Raw genomic sequence first — 17,964 nt, forward strand, 5'->3', positions numbered from 1 at the left:
GGGGGGAGAACTTGATGGTCTTGAGCTTTCCCCGCTCAATGCGCCTTTTCAACAGATTGCGGCCGCACATCAACGGGATGCGTCTCGGGTTCACGGCCGCGTAAGCCGTATGCCCTGCGGTTAAAGAAAAGTGTTTCGTTAGCGTAAAAGAGACTTGACGCTGATTGCCGATCCCAGTATATATCGAAATATGAAATGCCGATTTGCGCCCGGAAGGCTGAACGCCTTGCCGGGCGCTTCGTTTTTTAGGCTGGATCTCCGGTGCCGCTGGCGGGCCTGATCCATCACATCCATCAGACATCGCAGCCTTCGAGAGGTGCGCCGCCGTGCCGACGCGCAAGACGCCGCCCATGCCGTCCCTTGTCCAGGGGGCGGAACCTGAAACCCTATCCTCTCCTCCCGCAACCGACAGTCAGGCACTGCCCGTCCTCGCCCGCACCGTCCGCACCCGCCTGGTGATCAGCGACGATCGCCGGGCGGAGGTGGCGGACCTGGCCGGCAAGGGGGTCCCCCGGGGCGTCATCGCCCGCATGTTGGGAATCAGCCCGCGCACGCTGCGCCGCCATTTCGGGCGTGAGCTAGAGATGGGCGCTGCCCGCGCCCATGCCCGTATCGTGGAAACCCTGTACGCCAAGGCGCTGGAGGGCCACGCCCCCTCGCTCATCTTCTGGTGCCGGGTGCGCCTGGGCTGGGGTGGCAAGCCAGGTGAAGCCGATGATGGCGGTCCGCTGGAAGGCGAGGGGGAGGGCTACGGCCCGTCCCCCCGCAGTGGTGGCGCCGCGTCGCCGCCCATCGACCCCGTGGCCTTGGAAAGCCTGAACGATGCCCAACTCGAAGCCCTTCTCCGCCGCCTGGAAGCGGCGGGTCTTGACCCGGGCCCTGACGGTGGTTCGGGCGGAGATTGAGCGGCGGGCGGCCACACGCTGGGTGCCCTTTCCCGGGCCACAGACCCAGGCGCTGACCAGCGACGCCGATTTCCTCTACTACGGTGGGGCCGCTGGCGGCGGCAAGACCGACCTGCTGCTGGGTGCTGCCCACACCCGCCACCGCCTGTCCATCATCTTCCGTCGCGAATTTCCGCAGCTGAAGGGCATCAGCGACCGAGCCCAGCAGCTGTTCCGGGGCCGGGGTCGCTGGTCCAAGTCGGACTGGACCTGGCGCCTGGACGACGGCCGGGTCATCGAATTCGGTGCCGTGCAGCACGCTGACGATGTGCACAAGTACCAGGGCCGCCCCCACGACCTGATCGCCTTTGACGAACTGCCGCACTTCACCGAGGCGCAATTCCGCTTCCTGGTGGGGTGGAACCGTCCGGGCCCGGGCGTGGACCCGGCCCAGCGCTGTCGTGTCATTGGTGCCGGCAACCCGCCCACCGATGCCGAAGGCGCCTGGGTCATCCGCTTCTGGGCGCCCTGGCTGGATCCGACGTATCCCAACCCGGCCGAGCCGGGCGAGCTGCGCTGGTTTGTGACGGACGGCCAGGGCCAGGATCGTGAGGTGCCGGGACCGGAGCCTGTGGCCTTGGCCGATGGCGACGTGCTGACGCCTAAGTCACGCACCTTTATCCCGGCGCGGGTGGAGGACAATCCGGTCATGATGCGGGCGGGCTACATCGCTACCCTGCAATCCCTGCCGGAACCGCTGCGCAGCAAGATGCTGCGCGGCGACTTCGGCGCGGGGCGTGAGGACCATCCCTGGCAGGTCATCCCCACCGCCTGGGTGGAGGCCGCCATGGCCCGCTGGCAGCCGGCCGATGCGGCCGCCCCGCCGCTGGTGGCTTTGGGCGTGGACGTGGCGCGCGGTGGGCGGGATCGAACCGTCCTGGCGGCCCGCCATGGCGCCTGGTTCGCTCCGCTGGACATGGTGCCGGGACGCGACACACCCGATGGCGCCGCCGTCGTCGGCCTCATCCTGCGGCGCCTGGCCGGTGTCGTTGGCGCGGAGACGCCCGGCGGCGTCGCGGTGCAGGTGGACGCCATCGGCGTCGGCGCCTCCGTCCAGGACCTGGGCGTGCTGCACGGCTTGCGCATGGTGGCGATGAATGCCGCGGCGGCCAGTGGCGCCCGCGACCGGGGCGGCCGCCTGGGCTTCGTCAACCGCCGCGCCGAATGGTACTGGAGCCTGCGCGAGGCCCTGGAGCCCGCGCTGGGCGCCGACCTGGCCCTGCCGCCGGATCGCGAACTGCTGGCGGATCTGGTGGCGCCGCGCTGGAAGATGACGGCGCGCGGCATCCAGATCGAGGCCAAGGACGACATCAAGGCCCGCATCGGCCGCAGCCCTGACAAGGGCGACGCCGTTGTGCTGGCCCACGCCCAACCCGCCGGCGACGGCACCGGCCTGCTGGCCGTCTACGCCGAGATGGCGGCGGGGCTTGTTCCCTCCGCCACAGCATCCCACGCCTAGGCCTGAGGAAAGCCCCTACGCATCCCTGGATCACCGAATACCGCTTGGCGCCGCCGGGCGGTGACAGGCGGCACGCGTCCGTGGATGGCAGGGCCGGTGCCTGCCTAGGCGACCTGCCGTTGCTGGATCGGTCGCCGTCCGGCGTCTGGCGGCCCCGCGACCGTGCGGCGCTGGAAAGCACGCTGTCGCGTCACTTTGGCGAGCCTGTGGACTTGGTCGGCCGCATGCCTGCGTTCGCGGCCGTCGCGAGAGCCTTGACTGAGGGTGATGTGGTCCGTGCCCACATTGCCCTGCTGCATGCCCGCCTACCGCCATTGCCGGAACGGGCGGTTGTTGTGAGAGCGAACCAGAATGGTCTGGCCAAGCAGATAGCCGCCAATTATCTGACCCAGCCCCGGATTCCCGCCGGTGCCCAGGACGCGAAGCCCGGTACCTGGACTTCCATCGGCGCCGGTGGAACAGCGGCCCTGGACGCCGCCATGGCGGTGGCGCGGACGATGGCGGGCCGTGCCACGCTTGTGGGCGCCATCCTCATCCCCGGCAATATCGGCCAGACACGCAGCGGCCAGGTTCCAGGTACCGACGTGGACTACGGCTACGCGGAAGGCCAGTTGACTTTGACGGTCAAGGACGGTGACGGGCACACGCGCCTGATCTACGATGGCAGCGGTGATCTTAATGGACAATATCGAACCCCCGAGGGTGTCCTACTTGCACAGGCAGGCCCGGATGGTCTGGCGATGGCCCCGGGAGCCATCGCTGCGCTGGCCGGTGGCGACAGGGTTTTCTCGCAGAAGACGAAGACGCCTAACGAAGGAGAGCCTGGAACCTGGGCAATCAACCCTGGCCAGAGTGCTCAGGACGGGCAGACAGGGTCGCCTGCAGATAGAATAAAGAACGGCAAGAAGTCACCAGCGGCTTCTCAGCGCAACCAAGCTGAAGCCAATAGTGCGACGCCGCCGGGTCCGGAAAATGATGATGGAAAGGAAAAGCCTAACCGCGCAACTAACCCGAAGCATCATCAAAACTCGGTAAGCCCGGAGCCAAAGAACGCCGGAGAGCTTTATGAGAATTCGATTCCGGATAATAAAGGTGTGAGGTGGGAGAAAGATAATGATGGCATTATCCATCGATTTAGCGCGTCGAGAAACGGAGAGACGCACTGGAATGGCTCCACGGGCGGAACTGATCCTATTAAGGCGCATGATATTCCCATCAAAATTAGGCGGCTGTTAGAGCCAAAGGCGGGCAAATGATTATTGGAGATATTTCAAGTTTTGCCATTGAATCGAGCATAACAACTCCTTTGGCTCGGAAATCTCAGCTGGGCATTGGCTACTTCGTCCTTCACATAAATGGGCAAGTGTACGGCGTCCATTCACCGGAGGCGACTGTCTTGGGTTGCTCATTCTATTCTGTGCAAGACAGGATAAAGCAGCGGGGGAGTCATCTGGCGCCCTTTTGTTCAGAGGAAGCTTATAAGGTGGCCGACGCCGTTAGGGCGGCAGAATTCGATGAGAATCGCCAAGATGATATATTCTTTGATGGGCTGTCGGCGGAGGATCTGCGCGCTTCTCTTTCGGATAATTCTATAATTTGGGCACCTGATGGTGACGCCGCTTTCGATGATAGTAGTATTGTTTTGCAGTTTGACTATGGAGATATGGTGCGGATAGTTGCGTTCAAAAATCTGGAAGATGATGAGGACTTTATCGGTACTATTGAGAGCGTTGAGATTGAGCTTGAGGGTTACTATGGGCTGCTAGCGGAGTGGAGTCGTCAGTTCAAAGCTGAATGGGAAAAGGCGATTTTATCCCTTCCGAATCAAAGCCCTAACCGGCTTACGTGATAAAATGTGCATAAGTTATGCGCAGGTGTAATCCTAACCGCCATTATGCACCGCGCTGCTGCCGGACGGAATGGTGTGTGGCGATTCATCCCCTTTTTGTTGTTTTCAGGCGTGCCATTCCGCCTCCCGCCGCAAACGGCGAGGTTGAGAGCATTGGTCTGGCGGGTTGAAGGCACGGGGTTTCTTGCGGGAGGGCACATAGCCCTGGCGGTCAGGTGACCAATCGCGGCAGGCGTCCGAGGATGAGCCGCAGGATGTCCTGATATGATAAGGCGTGGCGGAGAGCAGATGAACCTTGATCTGCGTCTTCATCTCGATGACCCGCGCGGCGATTTTGATCAGGCGCAGGCGCAAGGTGTCGAATTGGGCGACGCGCCAGGATGAGCGCTCGGGCATCATCGAGCGCAAGGACCACATCAGCCAATGAGCTCCGGCGTGTAGAAACAGCCGGAACTGGTTGGCGGTGGCCGTGGAGCACGAGGTGCGGTCAGCGGCCAGATGGGTTTTCCAGGACTTGATTCCGAAAAGAACAATCGATGATTACGTTAGTAAAATAAAGAAGGGCGACATCCTGTTGTGTGTTCTTAATCCCTCCTGGGGTTGTGACGCGGTGGTGGCGGCACGGGAATACGAAGTTCTTTGAGGCAAGCTCATAGTATGGTCGGGCTCAGTTTTCAACATGTCGCCATTCTCCAGGCCTTGGATCGGGATTCGGTTCAGAATCCCATCAGCGCTGGAGTCCAGGATTCGGGCTCGAATGGGGAACAAGCCTTGGCCCAGGTGAAGGCTTGGGCGGCGGGCGACCTGTTTCGATGCGACGAGGATGGAAAGAGGCGCCTCGGAAGGGGACTGAGCAGATGTCATTTTTAGACGACGACGTTGTCCTGGCCTTCGATCCTGATTTCGGTGAGCGGCTCAGCGAAATCGCCGGGCTGCATCCTGTTTGGGTATGTCAATCACCCGCGAATGGGGAAGCCGCCGAGCAACTGTGGGCCAAGGGTAATCATGCTCACCAGGTCACGGTCTTCACCAGAGCGGATATGTCGTCACCGGAGAACGCGTTCATCTCCCTTCTGGATACGATTGACCGGCATCATCCCGCGTGGCGGCGACTAAGTGTGTTTGGGTGCCAGGCGACCCCTGCGGTAAGGGAGGCTCTCACTGATTATGGTGGGAGCACTTTTGAAGAGATGCCGGGCGGGTTTGCAGTCGATCGCGGCGCTCTTGCCCTTGTCTAAGCAGCTGGTTGGGCCGGCGCGCGGCCCCAACGTTGTTCATTAACCACCGGTCTATCCTTCCAGCTCAGATCAAACACGCCGCCGCCTCATAGCTGCGGCGCGGCGCTATATGCCCGCCTCCCCCTCAAGAAAGACGAAACGCATGTCAAGCAACCGCGACAGCAAGGGGCGCGCGGTGGCGCCGGGGATTCTTGCCCGCGCCAGCCGCGCCCTGGGGGCGGCCGTCTCCTACACGGTGACGGGTGACGCCTCCTCCTGGTTCGGTCCCTTGGACCCGTTGCCGCCCTCGGCGCCCGAGGTGGCGGGGCGGCAGTTCGACTTCCCCTCCGGCTACAACCTGCTGCAGCGGCCCAAAGCCTACGAGGGCACGCGGTTCGAGGCGCTGCGCGCGCTCGCCGACAGCTGGGACCTGCTGCGCCTGCTGATCGAGACCCGCAAGGACCAGATGGCGGGCCTGACCTGGACCATCCGGGTGCGCGGGGCGGCGCCCACCAGCAACGCCGCCGATGTCCGGCCCGACGCCCGCATCGCGGCGCTGACCGCCTTCCTGCGCCGGCCGGATGGCGTGCATTCCTGGTCGCGCTGGCTGCGCCTGCTGCTGGAGGATCTGCTGGTCATCGACGCGCCCACGCTCTATGTGGCGCGCACCCTGGGCGGCCGGGCGCGAGCGCTGCAGGTCATGGACGGCGCCACCATAAAGCGGGTGATCGACCCCTTTGGCCGCACGCCCATGCCGCCGGCCGTGGCGTATCAGCAGGAACTGAAGGGCCTGCCGGCGGTGGACTACACCACCGATGATTTGATCTACGCCCCCCGCAACCTGCGACCGCACCGGGTCTATGGGCTGAGCCCGGTGGAGCAGATCGAGACCACGGTCAACATCGCGCTGCGTCGCCAGATCTGGCAGCTGCAATACTATACCGAGGGCAACATTCCCGAAGCGCTGATCGGCGTGCCCGATGCATGGACGCCCGACCAGATCCGCCAGTTCCAGACCTATTGGGACGCGCTGCATGAGGGCGACACCGCCAGCCGCCGCCATGCCAAGTTCGTGCCCGGCGGTGTCGCCCGCACCTTCATTCCCATCAAGGAACCGGAGTTGAAGGGTGTGTTCGACGAGTGGCTGGCACGGGTGGCCTGCTTCGCCTTCTCCATCAGCCCGCAGGCCTTCGTGGCACAGATGAACCGCGCCACGGCCCAGACCGCTCAGGATGCGGCGCATGAGGAAGGGCTGGGGCCCACCATGTTGTGGGTCAAGGAGTTGATCGACGACGTGCTGGATCGCGAGTTCGACGCCGCCGACCTGGAATTCGCCTGGAACGACACCCGTGAAGTCGACCCCGTCAAGGCCGCCACCATCGCCAACATCCATGTGCGCGCCGGCATCAAGACCCTGAACGAGGTGCGGGCCGACATCGGCTATCCCCCCGTGCCTGGCGGCGACCGGCCGCTGATCTACACCGGCGGCGGGGCCGTGCCGCTGGAGCAGGCAACGCAAGGTCTGCCGGGCCAGGAACCCGAAACGTCCCCTAACCCGCCCCCTGAAGAGGAGACCTGACGCCATGCGCCTGTTCGGCAATTTCACCAAGGTGGAGGAGGGCGCCGACGGCACCCTGATGGTGGAGGGCATCGCCACCACCGAGACCGTGGACGGCGATGGTGAGGTGGTGGAGGCCGATGCCGTGAAGGCCGCGCTGCCCGACTTCCTGCGCCTTGGGTCCGGGCCCTTGCGCGAGATGCACCAGCCTCTGGCCGCCGGCCGGGTGGACGCGGCGGCCGTGGGCGCCGACCGCCGCACCCGCATCACCGCCACGGTGGTGGACCCAGTGGCCATCCGCAAGGTCAAGGCCGGCGTCTACAAGGGCTTTTCCATCGGCGGCAAGGTCGTGGCCCGCGACCCGGACGACCGCAACACCATCACCGCCCTGCGCCTGACGGAAATCAGCCTGGTCGACCGCCCGGCCAACCCCGACGCCGTCATCACCCTGGTCAAGCTGGAGGATACCGACATGACCGAGACCGACACCCCGCCCAAGAAGTCGGACGGCGACGACAGCTGCGATGCCCTGGCCGATTGCGCGCCACTGGCCACCATCCTTAAGGCGCTGAGCGCCGCCGTGGCTGGCCTGTCGTCCAAGGACATGGAAGAGCTTCTGTCCACCCTGCAGGCGGCCAACACCGATGAGGCGCCGGATGATGCCGACGCCGATGAAGAGGATGAGCCGACGGACGACAAGACTGCCGGCCTGGGCGTCGACACCCTGCGCAAGGCGCTGGACCGCGCCCGGGCCGACCGCGCCGGCCTGCTGCGCCAGCGCGACGCGCTGGCCGCCCGGGTGAGGGCGCTGGAGGCCCAGCCGCGCGCCGAGGACTATGTCCTGAAAACCGCCGTGGCGGGCGTCGCCGATGCCAAGACCGCCCTGGATGGCCCGGCCACCGCGCTGGATGCCATCAAGAAGGCACAGCGCTATCCGGCGCACATGACCCCGGCCTTCTGATCCCTTCCTTCCGACCTGATCCCTCCCCGGCTGGTTTGCCCGCCCCGTCACCTGACGGCGGCGTGGGCTGCCGCACGCCTTTTTCACCCTGTTGGAGACATCGATGACCGGCATTCCCACCGCCGCCCCCCACACCGTCACCGGGGACACCCTGGCGGCCTTCAAGGCCGCGCAGGGCCAGCGCCTGGCTGGCGACGACCTCGCCAAGTCCACCTTCACCCAGTCCGGCAACCCCACCTCGGGCCTCACCTTCTATGACCTGGAGCCCGGGGCGAAGCTGCTCTACCCGGTGCTGACGCCACTGCGCAACAGCATCCCCCGCGTCTCTGGTCGGGGCGGCATCCAGGCCAACTGGAAAGCCATCACCGGCGTCAACACCACCGGCGTGCGGGCCGGTGTGTCCGGCGGCAACCGGGGTGGCGTCATCGCCGTCCGTACCCAGGACATGAACGCCGTCTATCGCGGCCTGGGCCTGGAGGCCAGCGTCGACTTCGAGGCCGACTACGCCGCCGAGGGCCTGGACGATGTTCGGGCGCTGGCGGTGCAGAACCTGCTGGAAAGCCTGATGATCCAGGAAGAGCAGATGATCCTGGGCGGCAACGCCTCGGTGGCGCTGGGCACCACGGCCACGCCGCTGGTCACCGCGGCCAACGGCGGCGGCGCGCTGGCGGCCGGCACTTGGTCCGTCATCGCCGTCGGCTTGACGCTGGAAGGCTATCTGAATGGCTCGGTCATCGGCGGCATCCAGGGCCAGATGACCCGCACCAATGCCGACGGTTCCAGCGACCAGTTCGGCGGTGGTGCCGCCAAGCCGTCCACCGCCGCCAGCGGCACCACCACCGGCTCGGCCGGCAGTCTGGCGGTCACCGTGGCGCCGCTGGCGGGTGCGGTTGCCTATGCCTGGTTCTGGGGGGCCGCCGGGGCGGAGAAGCTGGGCGCCATCACCACCATCAACTCCGTTGTCATCACCGACCTGGCGGCGGGCACCCAGACGGCCGCCAGCCTGGGTGGCGGTGACAACAGCCAGAACAGCCTGTCCTTCGACGGTCTGCTGTACCAGGCGTTCAAGGGCGGCTCCAACGCCTATGTCCAGGTCATGCCCACGGGCGCGGCCGGTACCGGCACGCCGCTGACCGCGGACGGCGCCGGCGGTATCGTGGAGATCGAGGCGGCGCTGAAGGCCTTCTGGGACAATTACCGCCTGTCTCCCCAGGAAATCTGGGTCAGCAGCCAGGAGGCGCAGACCATCAGCCGCAAGATCCTGACCGGCACCGCCAATTCGGCCCAGCGCTTCGTCTTCAACACCGATCAGGCCCTGCTGGGCGGCGGCGTCATGGTGCGCACCTACCTCAACCGTTACAGCATGGTGGGCGGCCAGACGCTGGACATCAAGGTGCACCCCAACATGCCGGCCGGCACCATCCTGTTCCGCACCATGCGACTGCCCTATCCCCTGGCCAACGTCACCAACGTGACGCAGATGCGCATGCGGCGCGACTACTACCAGATCGAATGGCCGCTGCGCACCCGGCGGTACGAGTACGGCGTCTATTGCGATGGCGTGCTGCAGAACTACTTCCCGCCCGCTTTCGGCGTCATCACCAACATTGCCAACGGCTGACGCGGGCCGGGCGGGGCCGACACACCAGCCCCGCCCCTTCGGAGGTTGCTGCCCATGGACGACACCACGCCGTTTACTGACGTGTCCCTAACCGACGTGGCCACGGTCAAGGCTTGGTTCAGCCCGCCCTTGACCAGCACGGCGGACGATGCCCTGTTGACGCGGTTGATCCAGGCGGAAAGCGGCTTCATCCGCGCCTGGCTGGGGCGTGACCCATCGTTGGCCACCTATACCCAAACCCTGGACGGCAGCGGCAACGCCGTGCTGCCGCTGCCCCATTACCCCGTGACCGGGGTAATGGCGGTGGCGGTGGATGGGGTGCCGGTCCCGGCCCAGCCGGCGGGCCAGCCCCTGGCCTACGGCTATGCCTATGACGACACCGGCCTGGTGCTGACCGGTGGCATCTTCCCCCGGGGGCGCCGGCGGGTCGTCGTTACCTGGACGGCCGGCTACGATCCCCTGCCGGCCATCCTGCAACAGGCCTGCGTGGAACTGGTGGCCCTGCGCTATCGCGAACGCGACCGGGTCGGCCTGGTCTCCAAGGCCCACGGCGGGGAAACCACCAGCTACCTGCAAAAGGAAATGCCGGACAGCCTGGTGGCCGCCTTGACCCCCTACCGCCGCGTGGTGCCGCTGTGAGCGGCGGACTTGTTGACGCCGGTGGGCTGGAGCGGCTGCGGGACCGCTTGGCCGGCCTGCCCGCAGTGATCGCGGCTACCCTGGCGGACGGTATGCGGGTCCAGGCGCAAGCGCTGGCCGCCGCCGCGGGTGCCCGCTTGGATGGCCAGGTGAAGGGGGGGACCGGCACACTCAGCCGGGCCCTCATTCCCACGCTGACGGTCAACGGCCTGGCGGCGACGGCGGGCGTGACAGTGGACGAGGCCTCGCCCGCCGCCGCTTACGCCGCCTTCCAGGAATATGGCTTTCACGGCACGGAATCCGTGCGCGCCCACCTGCGGACCATCACCCAGGCCTTCGGCCGGTCCATCGCCCCGGTCAGCGTCCCGGTCCACGCCTACGACCGCCGGGTGGACTATGACGGCCATCCCTTCCTGGCGCCGACCCTAGCGGATCACACGGACAGCATGCGTGCCGCCGTGGCCGATGCCATCAGCGCGGCCGTCACCAATCAGCTCAGTTCTTGAAACCAGGATCCATCATGGCCCGTGAGGATATCCACGCCGCCCTGTTCGCCCGGCTGACGGCGGCGGCCCCTTTCGCCACCGCCAGCCGCCGCGTACGGCTGTGGAACGACCTGTCACCGGCGCAGCAGCCGGCCCTGTTCCTGATGAGCCGGGGGGAGGAGGTGACGCGCCGCGACACCCTGCCCGCCCACCGCGTGCTGCGGGTGGACATCCTGCTCTACGCCCAGGCGCCGGATGACGAGACCGCCGGCGCCGTGGTGTTGAACCCCCTGTTGGACGCGGTGGAGGCGGCCCTGCGCCCGCCGCCCGGCCAGGATAAGCAGACCCTGGGCGGGTTGGTCCACGACTGCTGGATTGAAGGGCAGGTGACCACGGACGAGGGGGCCCTGGGTTCCCAGGCGGTGGCCATCGTGCCGCTGCACCTGCTTATTCCCTAATCGTTATCAAGGATGCTTGCCATGACCGATGCCGATGCGCCGGCCGATACGGCCGCCGCCGCTGAACCCTTGCCCGTTTCCGCGCCGGTCCCCTGTAACTGGCCGGAACGGCTGGAGCGGGCGGTGGCCGCCTGGCTGGCGGAGGAAATCCACAACTCGCCCGTGGCGCGGGTGACCGACGCCTACAACCACCTTGTCACCACCCTGGACGGGCTGAAGGCCCGCATCCTGCAGGAGATCTGATCCCATGCCCCAATATTCCTTCGGTGCCGGCTCCCTGTTCGGCACGCCCGTCGGCGTGGCCAACGCGACCCCTGTCCAGTTCGGCACCCTGCAGTCCGTCTCCGTGGATATCGATTTCACGCTCAAGGAGCTGTACGGCCAGAACCAGTTCCCGGTGTCCGTCGCCCGGGGCCAGGCCAAGATCCAGGGCAAGGCCAAGACCGGCCAGATCCAGGGCGCCCTGTTCAACAACCTGTTCTTCGGCGGCAGCCAGTCCACGGGACAGCAGCTCGTGGCCCTGAACGAGGCGGCCAGCGTGCCGGCCACCAACCCCTACACCGTCACGGTGGCCAACAGCACCGGCTTCCAGGCTGACCAGGGCGTGGTGTTCGCCGCCACCGGCGTGCCGCTGGCGAAGGTCGCCAGCGCACCCGCCACTGGGCAGTACAGCCAGTCGGGTGGCACCTACACCTTCGCCGCCGCCGACACTGGCGTTGGCCTGCTGATCAGCTACAGCTACACCAGCGCCACCGGTGGCACCGTCACCACCATTTCCAACCAGCTGCAGGGGGTGGCGCCCACCTTCTCCTGCGTGCTGACCACGCCTTTCGGTGGCCAGAACTTCGTGCTCAGCCTGAACGCCTGCACCTCCAGCAAGCTGCAACTGGCGACCAAGCAGGGCGATTACATGCAGCCGGAACTGGACTTCATGGCTTTCGCTGATGCCTCCGGCACGGTGGGCAAGCTCAGCGTGCAGGGCTAAGGCCATGGGCGCCAATGTGGTGATCGGCGGCACGGACTATCCCGTGCCGCCCATGAACTTTGCCGCCCTGAAGGCCGCTTGGGCTGACATCAAGGGCTTGCCGATGCTGACCGATCCGGTGGACCAGGCGTCCGCCGGCATCCGCATCGTGGCGGCCGCCCTGAAAAGCACCGCGCCCGACCTGACGGCCGAGGCCATTGAGCAGAAACTGGCCGCCACCGAGTTCCCCGCCCTGGTCTCGGCTGTAGTGGGCATCCTGCGCGAGTCGGGGCTGATCCCGACGGGGGAGCCGATACCGCAGGCGGGATCGTCGATGACATCGACGACCTGACTGCGGAGCTGGTGGCGTCAGGCTGTGGCGCCTGGGACGAGGTGGAGCGGCAGTTCACCCTGCCGCGCTACCAGGCGCTGTGGCGCTATTGGCGCCACCATCCGCCCGTTCACCTGATGGTGGCGGCCTATCTGGGCATCAAGCCGGAGGGGCCGCCGCCGGTTGACGAGGTTGGGTTGGCAGACTTGCTGGCGATGTTTGGCGATGAGAATATCGGCTGAAAGTTGCATAATTCTGTTGCTATTTTGTTCGATCAAGAGAATGCTCGATGAGCAACAAAGCCAGGAAGGGTAACATGCGTCCACATTCTTTAATGCAGATGAGCGCCATGGCCATCGCGCTGCTGCTTGCCCTCGGGAATATGACTGCCAGCGCCGCCGATCTGGCTAGCGCTGTGCAAAAGTCCATGGTGGTAGGGGCGTTACCCTTGCTGAAATGTATGGAAAAGAAAGGAACCGCGGCTCTATGGCCTTGCATCGCTTCGGCGAGATTGGATCAGGCCCAGCAACCTGCGAACTTTCTTAAATCAAAAGAAACCCTAGTGGTCATGGTCGGTACCTCTCATGACTTGGGATTCTACATCACTGATATTTATATCGTGAACGAAAACTTCAAATGCATGTCGGCTATAAAGTCAGGCGCGAAGCTGCACCCTGCGTGCGCTCGCGACGAAATGAAGGGGGAGCTTGAGCTTATTTCCGGAGCGATGGAGATGATTGATATGGATGAGAGCCAACTGGTGAGCTTGCTTGGCATCAAGGAACCGATCGTCTCGGAAATGAAGGCCGCCTATGGCGTCAAATAATAGTGGATATTATTATCCATAAACAGTGTAGATACGTAATTTAAACGGCCTCTACTTCGGCGTTTGGATGTCGATCCGGGTATTCAGGACCCGGAGGGGGCGCGCGTTCTTGGAGGGTGTCATGACCAGTGGTCCAACCATCAGCGTGACGGCGGACGGCAGTGAGGCGGTACGCACTCTCAAAGATGTCGCGGACAGTGCCCAAAAGGCTGGCGACGCTCATGGTGCGCTTGGCGGAAAGCTGAAGGAGTCCGCCGATGCTTTTGGGAAGCTAGGCGACGCCGCCATTAAGATGGGGACCGCTGTCAATCAAGGCGCTGACCCCCTGATGACCCTTATCGACCAAGTGCCCACGATTGTGGGAGCCCTATCCGGGTTCTCGCCGGTTGGCATGGCGGTCGGGGGCGCCCTGACCGTTATCGGGACGGAAGCCTATGCAGCATTTGCCAAGATGCGCGCGTTTGATGAGCAGGTTCGGGTTACGTCAGGACACCTTGCTGTCCTGGGGCAGGGGGCACGGGCGGCACCCGAGGCCATTCGTTCCATGGCGGATGGCATTGTCCACAGCTTGGGCGGCACCAAGGAGCAGGCGGTCGGGCTGATTGACGCCATCGCCAGCGCCATGCCGACGGCGTCGGCCGAAGTGCAGAAACAGGCGCATGAAATTTCCATGGCGCTGGCTTCCATGGGGAAAGTCACCGACCCGAAAGCAACCGCTGAAATTGGCAAGGCCGTGGCCCAGGCGATGACGGGCGATATTGCCGCGATAAGGGCCTTGAACCAAGAATATCATCTCCTTGATGCCGATCAACTGGACGCATTAGCGAAAGATGAGCATGACGTTGATCGCAAAAAGGCGGCGATTGTCATCCTAGAGGCCTTGATCACTCGAACCAATGACTACACCAAGGCCAAAATCGCGGAGAATGAGGCGGCTCGCCTACCTGGTGCCGGCAGCAAATACGCCAGGAATGCCCAGCTTGGCGAAAACAATGCCAAGTTCCAGGAAGCACATCGGAAAACCGAAGAGGCCGTAAGGAACGTCAAGCTGCCCGATAGCGCGGCAATTGACGAACGCGACCGCCAAGTGGCCCTAGTTGCCAACACGCAGGAGGCCCTGCAGAAGCGCAATGCCATTGTCGACCAGACAGGTCGGGCAATGGTGCAGTCCGAGGTGGACACCTGGAAGGACCTGATCGCCGCTCAAAACTTACAAGGCGGTGCGCTGAAGGCGGCCCAGGAACATTTGGCTGATGCGCAAACTCAGTTGGCTCGCGAAACCTCCGCGGATTTATTGGCGCAACTCCGGTCCCGGCTGGCGGCGCAACAAGCCTTGGCAGGAACTGACAGGGGCGCCACGCTGCAGGGAGAGGTGGCCGGATACCAGGCATTATTGAAGAACCAACAGCTCATCGGTCGCGAGCGGGAGGCCGTTGAGCGCGAATTGGCGATAGCCGAGGCGGGTTTGGCCCGGCAGACGGTTGCGGACCATGTGACGGGGATCAAGGATCAGGTGGCTGCCACCCGAGAAGGCAGCAAGGAACGGGAAGAGGCCCTTGCCGGGGAATTGGCCTACGTCAAAGCAAACTATGGTGCGCGGTCAGCCGAAGCGCGACGGGTTGAGCAGGAGATCACGGCCGCCCAGAAGGCGACCCTGGACGCCGAGGTGGCGCACCTGCGCGAAGACCTAGGGGCCAATCTTCAGAGCATGAAGGTTCGCGACGATGTCCTTGCCCAGATCTCGGAGAAACAACGAGCGCGCTACGGCAGCGATTCCTCGGCTTTGAGGAAGGCTCAGGAGACTGACCTGACCACGGTGCGCAAGTACCTCGATGACAAGGCTAAGGAGGATATCGACCAAAGCAACGAGGACTGGCAGCGGTACGCGAAGGACCAGGAGCAGAAACGCCAGCTTCAGAACATGTCCTTGGCGGAAGTCGCCAGCGCCAAGCGGGCCGAGGTCAAGGCGCAGAATGACGCGACGGTGAAGATTCTTGAAGGATACAAGCAGCAGGCACTCGCCGCGGCCGCCGCATCCAAAGAGGAAGCCCGCGTTGCGAAGGACTACGACGATAAAATAGACAAGATCAAACGTGCTGCTGAACAGCAAGACCGGGAGATCGTCCATCAACTGGAGCGTGACAAGCAGAAGGAATACCAGCAGACGGTCAGCGGTATCACCAAATCCATGGGCACCATGGTCCAGGGGTTGGTTACCGGCACCAAGACGGTGCGCCAGGCGGTCGGCGACATGGCGAAATCCGCATTGTCGGAGCTGGTGGGCATGGCCGAGAAGCAGGCCAGCACCTGGATAGAGAGCAACCTGCTCAAGCAAGACTCCGACCAGGACACGGCCACCAAGGCCATGGCGCAGTCGGTGGAGACGGCGACCGCCCAGATCAACGATGCGGCCGCCACAGGTGCCGCCAATGCCTATGCTTCCGCCAGTGCCGGGCCTGAGTGGTGGATAGCGCCAGCCATTTCCGCCGCTGTGCAACTGGCGATCTCCGGCCTGACCAGCAGCCTGTCCAGCGCCGCCGGAGGCTGGGGGCGGGTGCCGGCGGACGGTATGCTGACGGAGTTGCATAAGGACGAGATGGTATTGCCGGCCAGCATCGCCTCGCCCCTGCGGTCCGCGCTGGCGGCCCAGACAGTGCCTAGCCTGGCCGTACCGGCCTATGCCGCCGCCAACCTGAATTTGCCCGGCGGCGGGGCGGCCAACACGAATGGCGTTTCCGGCATCGGGGGCGGTGCCAACGTGACCTTCACCGTCCAGGCCATGGACAGCCGCGACGTGGCCAGCTTCTTCAACCGCCATGGCGACAAGCTGGTATCGGCCCTGCGCGGCCAGAAGCGGAACTTTTCCTTCTAGTGGACGGGCCCGGGCCTTTGCCGGCGGCATCATGGAGAGGAGCCAATAAAGTGCAGTATAGGATGGCGGTGGTGGGATTGAGCTTGGCGTTGGCAGGGTGCGGTTCGCCGCCCCCTCCACCACCGTTCACGTTCCCCCCTCCGCCTCGGGCGGACGCAGTTGTCTCTATCGCACCCCCGCGCCAAGCTCCGACCGGATTACAGCTGCGGGATGCGCAGACGGCCTATGGGGAGCCTGAGGAGATCAAGCCCCAGGACGCCCAGTTGTTGGAGGTTCGACGTCATCAAGGACTGATCCAATCGGGCCAAGAGACGATGGCCTGCATGAATGTGCCAGCGGCCCGTTGTCTGGCGAGTTTGGCGACGATTGCGCGTGTCCGAATGTTTCCCCGCCCCGAGCAAACCCTGTTCGGGGATACGCCGCCTGACCTTACGGGACGGCCGGGCTTGGCGGCGTCGATTGAACTGGATGTTCTCACGAATGGTTCTTCCACGCACAAGGGGCCTGCCAAGGGCACAAATTATGGCGTTTCGCTTATTGTCGATGAAGGGACGGAGCGGAATGTTCAAAGTATACGAATCACAATGGTTGATGCTCAGGTGATGTTGTTTGGGGCAAGGACCGAAGAGGAATTCGACCGCTACCAGATTTATGATCTTTTCCGGCTCATTTTTGCGCGCACCTGTCCTGGCCTTGATCGGAAAAAGCTTTACGAGTTTCTGTATCTGGATGTGTTTGATTCCTACAATGTGGGTGCCAGCGCCAGTCGCCCCACCGCAAATCATGTCCCGGGGGGATTTTGTGGATACGCTGTGTACAAAGAGGTGGAAGTGCGCAAAATAAAATTAAATAGACAGGAGAGATATTGGGCCGAGAAACACTGGCGCCCACTTTCTGAAATTAGCGAATATATAGTGGTAAAGCAGTTGGGGAATAAATAAATGATAAATAAAGAAATCATCATGATGGGTTTGGTGATTTTTATCGCAGCATGCGCGCCGGCTTGGTCGAGGCAAGCGTCCGCCGCCATTGCACCCTCCGGTTCCGGAGATGTTTCCCCTGAATCGTTCCTGACCAGGGATCCGCAGAGGCTCGCTCTGCTCCGGCATCAAGACGCGATACGCAGTGGCAGGGAACGGCCGGGCTGTATCAATTTGCCAGCTGTCCAATGCATAGCCAGTCTTGGCATGACGATGTTCACAGATCTTACGTTCACACGGTCGCAAGGCCAATCACTTTTAGGTGATGATCCTGTGGCCCCTGGTGCCAGAATAAGACCAAAGACCATAATTTACGTGAACGCATCTGTGAACGACAAGCCATATTTGGATATTTTTGGCGTTACGTTAACTACTGATGATTCGGAATATCGTTACGTCGATAGCATCAGTATTGATCTCAGAGATCTTGCAATTTTACTGGAGCATGTAAAATCTCCTGATGAAATTAGAATTTTTAGATTGTACAGGATATTTTACCCCATTCTGACAACCGCGTGTCCAAATTTGTCGGAGAATTATTTAAACGATTTTATATACAACAAGATCATTAAGAATTATACTAATTACGGATATTTTCAAAAAATATGTGGCGTAAACGTTAAATACGAAGAAAAGAAATTTATAATAACGGAGGATTATTGAATAATATATTGTCAATGGCCTATGGAGATTGAATATATTGCCGATATCTATAAATTGAATTTCATTTATAGATAAAAATTGTTCTTTAAAACAAAGCGAATCCGCCCTGTTACTAAAATTCAGTTTTGCGGTTGCTT

The 17,964-nt window shown here is 63.1% G+C and carries 19 protein-coding genes and 1 pseudogene; 19 read left to right on the plus strand and 1 reads right to left on the minus strand.

Annotation, left to right across the window (positions count from 1 at the left end; translation table 11 throughout):
- Nucleotides 1–350 precede the first annotated feature (350 nt).
- The 4 genes from FBZ89_RS11755 to FBZ89_RS11770 all read left to right on the plus strand — a co-directional run bounded on the left by FBZ89_RS11755 (nt 351) and on the right by FBZ89_RS11770 (nt 4,252).
- Complete coding sequence (locus tag FBZ89_RS11755) at nt 351–905, plus strand: helix-turn-helix domain-containing protein (protein ID WP_145750180.1); 555 nt, start codon at nt 351–353, stop codon at nt 903–905.
- Nucleotides 823–2,403, plus strand: coding sequence for a terminase family protein (locus FBZ89_RS11760; RefSeq protein ID WP_145750181.1), 1,581 nt, complete (start codon nt 823–825; stop codon nt 2,401–2,403). Before FBZ89_RS11755 ends, FBZ89_RS11760 begins: the two co-directional genes overlap by 83 nt.
- A gap of 80 nt (nt 2,404–2,483) precedes the next feature.
- Entirely contained in the window at nt 2,484–3,659 is a 1,176-nt protein-coding gene (locus FBZ89_RS11765; RefSeq protein ID WP_145750182.1) for a hypothetical protein, read from the plus strand.
- Entirely contained in the window at nt 3,656–4,252 is a 597-nt protein-coding gene (locus tag FBZ89_RS11770) for an Imm42 family immunity protein (protein WP_145750183.1), read from the plus strand. Before FBZ89_RS11765 ends, FBZ89_RS11770 begins: the two co-directional genes overlap by 4 nt.
- Nucleotides 4,253–4,463: 211 nt before the next feature.
- Here the strand turns inward: FBZ89_RS11770 and FBZ89_RS11775 are convergent.
- A pseudogene (locus tag FBZ89_RS11775) lies at nt 4,464–4,771 on the minus strand (transposase); the annotation flags it as partial.
- A gap of 338 nt (nt 4,772–5,109) precedes the next feature.
- On the opposite strand from FBZ89_RS11775, the gene FBZ89_RS11780 reads away from it, so the two are divergent.
- From FBZ89_RS11780 to FBZ89_RS11850, 15 genes are all read left to right on the plus strand, one after another.
- On the plus strand, nt 5,110–5,490 hold the full coding sequence (locus FBZ89_RS11780; RefSeq protein WP_145750184.1) for a hypothetical protein: 381 nt from the start codon (nt 5,110–5,112) through the stop codon (nt 5,488–5,490).
- A 142-nt stretch (nt 5,491–5,632) separates the two neighbouring features.
- On the plus strand, nt 5,633–7,048 hold the full coding sequence (locus FBZ89_RS11785; RefSeq protein ID WP_145750185.1) for a phage portal protein: 1,416 nt from the start codon (nt 5,633–5,635) through the stop codon (nt 7,046–7,048).
- A gap of 4 nt (nt 7,049–7,052) precedes the next feature.
- Nucleotides 7,053–7,988, plus strand: coding sequence for an HK97 family phage prohead protease (locus tag FBZ89_RS11790; RefSeq protein ID WP_145750186.1), 936 nt, complete (start codon nt 7,053–7,055; stop codon nt 7,986–7,988).
- Nucleotides 7,989–8,091: 103 nt separating this feature from the next.
- Complete coding sequence (locus FBZ89_RS11795) at nt 8,092–9,609, plus strand: hypothetical protein (RefSeq protein WP_145750187.1); 1,518 nt, start codon at nt 8,092–8,094, stop codon at nt 9,607–9,609.
- Between the two features lie 54 nt (nt 9,610–9,663).
- On the plus strand, nt 9,664–10,248 hold the full coding sequence (locus FBZ89_RS11800) for a hypothetical protein (protein WP_145750188.1): 585 nt from the start codon (nt 9,664–9,666) through the stop codon (nt 10,246–10,248).
- Nucleotides 10,245–10,754 (plus strand): hypothetical protein, encoded by a 510-nt coding sequence (locus FBZ89_RS11805; protein WP_145750189.1) that lies wholly within the window; start codon nt 10,245–10,247, stop codon nt 10,752–10,754. Before FBZ89_RS11800 ends, FBZ89_RS11805 begins: the two co-directional genes overlap by 4 nt.
- 14 nt (nt 10,755–10,768) lie before the next feature.
- Nucleotides 10,769–11,191 carry a hypothetical protein gene (locus tag FBZ89_RS11810; protein WP_145750190.1) on the plus strand — a complete coding sequence of 141 codons (423 nt, stop codon included), beginning with the start codon at nt 10,769–10,771 and terminating at the stop codon, nt 11,189–11,191.
- 21 nt (nt 11,192–11,212) lie between these two features.
- Nucleotides 11,213–11,434: a hypothetical protein gene (locus tag FBZ89_RS11815; RefSeq protein ID WP_145750191.1), complete on the plus strand. Its 222-nt coding sequence runs from the start codon at nt 11,213–11,215 to the stop codon at nt 11,432–11,434.
- A 4-nt stretch (nt 11,435–11,438) separates the two neighbouring features.
- Nucleotides 11,439–12,176: a hypothetical protein gene (locus tag FBZ89_RS11820; protein WP_145750192.1), complete on the plus strand. Its 738-nt coding sequence runs from the start codon at nt 11,439–11,441 to the stop codon at nt 12,174–12,176.
- A gap of 4 nt (nt 12,177–12,180) precedes the next feature.
- A complete protein-coding gene (locus FBZ89_RS11825) occupies nt 12,181–12,507 on the plus strand; it encodes a hypothetical protein (protein WP_145750193.1) in 327 nt (108 codons plus the stop codon).
- Nucleotides 12,508–12,518: 11 nt separating this feature from the next.
- Nucleotides 12,519–12,728 (plus strand): DUF1173 domain-containing protein, encoded by a 210-nt coding sequence (locus FBZ89_RS11830; RefSeq protein WP_145750194.1) that lies wholly within the window; start codon nt 12,519–12,521, stop codon nt 12,726–12,728.
- A gap of 47 nt (nt 12,729–12,775) precedes the next feature.
- Nucleotides 12,776–13,312 (plus strand): hypothetical protein, encoded by a 537-nt coding sequence (locus FBZ89_RS11835; protein ID WP_145750195.1) that lies wholly within the window; start codon nt 12,776–12,778, stop codon nt 13,310–13,312.
- Between the two features lie 121 nt (nt 13,313–13,433).
- Complete coding sequence (locus FBZ89_RS11840; protein ID WP_145750196.1) at nt 13,434–16,184, plus strand: hypothetical protein; 2,751 nt, start codon at nt 13,434–13,436, stop codon at nt 16,182–16,184.
- A 263-nt stretch (nt 16,185–16,447) separates the two neighbouring features.
- Nucleotides 16,448–17,125, plus strand: a complete 678-nt coding sequence (locus tag FBZ89_RS11845; RefSeq protein WP_145750197.1) for a hypothetical protein — start codon at nt 16,448–16,450, stop codon at nt 17,123–17,125.
- Nucleotides 17,126–17,827, plus strand: a complete 702-nt coding sequence (locus tag FBZ89_RS11850) for a hypothetical protein (protein WP_145750198.1) — start codon at nt 17,126–17,128, stop codon at nt 17,825–17,827. It abuts the gene before it with no gap.
- The last annotated feature ends 137 nt before the right edge of the window (nt 17,828–17,964 follow it).

This window comes from Nitrospirillum amazonense (genome assembly GCF_007828045.1).
Taxonomy (GTDB): domain Bacteria; phylum Pseudomonadota; class Alphaproteobacteria; order Azospirillales; family Azospirillaceae; genus Nitrospirillum; species Nitrospirillum amazonense_C.

Excerpts from the sequence above, each read along its gene's own strand:
- FBZ89_RS11770 (WP_145750183.1), top strand. The coding sequence starts at position 3,656 with ATGATTATTGGAGATATTTCAAGTTTTGCCATTGAATCGAGCATAACA.
- FBZ89_RS11785 (WP_145750185.1), top strand. The coding sequence starts at position 5,633 with ATGTCAAGCAACCGCGACAGCAAGGGGCGCGCGGTGGCGCCGGGGATT.
- FBZ89_RS11820 (WP_145750192.1), top strand. The coding sequence starts at position 11,439 with ATGCCCCAATATTCCTTCGGTGCCGGCTCCCTGTTCGGCACGCCCGTC.
- FBZ89_RS11840 (WP_145750196.1), top strand. The coding sequence starts at position 13,434 with ATGACCAGTGGTCCAACCATCAGCGTGACGGCGGACGGCAGTGAGGCG.
- FBZ89_RS11810 (WP_145750190.1), top strand. The coding sequence starts at position 10,769 with ATGGCCCGTGAGGATATCCACGCCGCCCTGTTCGCCCGGCTGACGGCG.
- FBZ89_RS11780 (WP_145750184.1), top strand. The coding sequence starts at position 5,110 with ATGTCATTTTTAGACGACGACGTTGTCCTGGCCTTCGATCCTGATTTC.
- FBZ89_RS11800 (WP_145750188.1), top strand. The coding sequence starts at position 9,664 with ATGGACGACACCACGCCGTTTACTGACGTGTCCCTAACCGACGTGGCC.
- FBZ89_RS11815 (WP_145750191.1), top strand. The coding sequence starts at position 11,213 with ATGACCGATGCCGATGCGCCGGCCGATACGGCCGCCGCCGCTGAACCC.
- FBZ89_RS11760 (WP_145750181.1), top strand. The coding sequence starts at position 823 with ATGCCCAACTCGAAGCCCTTCTCCGCCGCCTGGAAGCGGCGGGTCTTG.
- FBZ89_RS11825 (WP_145750193.1), top strand. The coding sequence starts at position 12,181 with ATGGGCGCCAATGTGGTGATCGGCGGCACGGACTATCCCGTGCCGCCC.
- FBZ89_RS11755 (WP_145750180.1), top strand. The coding sequence starts at position 351 with ATGCCGTCCCTTGTCCAGGGGGCGGAACCTGAAACCCTATCCTCTCCT.
- FBZ89_RS11795 (WP_145750187.1), top strand. The coding sequence starts at position 8,092 with ATGACCGGCATTCCCACCGCCGCCCCCCACACCGTCACCGGGGACACC.
- FBZ89_RS11850 (WP_145750198.1), top strand. The coding sequence starts at position 17,126 with ATGATAAATAAAGAAATCATCATGATGGGTTTGGTGATTTTTATCGCA.
- FBZ89_RS11835 (WP_145750195.1), top strand. The coding sequence starts at position 12,776 with ATGAGCAACAAAGCCAGGAAGGGTAACATGCGTCCACATTCTTTAATG.
- FBZ89_RS11790 (WP_145750186.1), top strand. The coding sequence starts at position 7,053 with ATGCGCCTGTTCGGCAATTTCACCAAGGTGGAGGAGGGCGCCGACGGC.